The sequence below is a fragment of the Streptomyces sp. NPDC037389 genome, from assembly GCF_040636475.1.
Taxonomy (GTDB): Bacteria; Actinomycetota; Actinomycetes; order Streptomycetales; family Streptomycetaceae; genus Streptomyces; species Streptomyces hesseae.
Genome location: NZ_JBEZUS010000089.1, coordinates 1 through 1046 on the forward strand (window position 1 = coordinate 1; position 1046 = coordinate 1046).

The 1046-nt window shown below is 70.6% G+C and carries 1 protein-coding gene; it reads left to right on the plus strand.

Features of this window, described 5'->3' with window-relative positions; all coding sequences use genetic code 11:
* Positions 1-12: 12 nt before the first annotated feature.
* A partial coding sequence (locus AB0E98_RS33955; RefSeq protein ID WP_361710372.1) for an MFS transporter occupies positions 13-1046 on the plus strand: 1034 nt, incomplete at its 3' end.

The window sequence follows — 1046 nt, forward strand, 5'->3', positions numbered from 1 at the left end:
ACCAGATCCGCCATGTCCGCAGGAGCCCGGAAAGGGGAGGGCGACCCGTCCGCCCCCGGCAAACTGAGCAGCGGCCAGCGCAAGGCCATCGTCGCAGGCACCATCGGCAACACCGTCGAGTGGGTGGACTGGGCGCTGTACTCGATCTTCGCGAAGGTCATCGCCGACGAGTTCTTCCCCAAGGGCGACGGCGCGGTCGCCCTGCTGTCGACCCTCGCCGTGTTCGCGGTCGGGTTCGTCATGCGCCCGATCGGTGCCGCCGTGCTCGGTGCCTACGCCGACCGCCGCGGCCGCAAGAAGGGCATGACGCTCACCGTCGCCCTGATGGCCGGCGCCGGCTTCCTGATCGCCATCACCCCCTCGTACGAGCAGACAGGCGTCCTGTCGCCCCTGCTGCTCGTCCTCGCCCGCCTCGTGCAGGGCTTCTCCGCCGGCGGGGAGTTCGGCTCGTCCTCCGCCTTCCTCGTCGAGTCCGCCGCCCGGGGCCGCCGCGCCTTCGCCGGTTCCTGGCAGCAGGTGTCGGTGGCCGGCGGCGTCCTGATCGCCTCGCTCCTGGGCACGCTCACGACCTCGTGGCTCAGTGACGACGCCCTGCACGCCTGGGGCTGGCGCGTCGCGTTCGTCGTGGGAGCCCTGCTGGGCCTGGTCGGCCTGTGGCTGCGCGTCTCGGTCGAGGACACGGAGTCCTTCACCCGGACCCAGGACAGCGGACGCACCCGCACCAACCCCGTCAAGGCGATGTTCGTCGAGCACCCCGCGGCGACACTGCGCGTCGTCGGCATCACGATCGCGGGCACCCTCACCTACTACATCTGGGTCAACTACCTGCCCACGTACGCGAACCTGACCACCGGCATCCCGCTGAGCACGGCGCTGCTCTCGCAGACCCTGTGCCTGATCGTCTTCGTGATCGCGCTGCCCTTCGCCGGAGTGCTCTCCGACCGGCTCGGACGCAAGCCGACGATGGCCGGCTTCGCCGGCGGGTTCGTGGTCCTGGCCTGGCCGCTGCTGCACCTGCTCGGCGACAGCTTCCTCAGCCTGTTCCT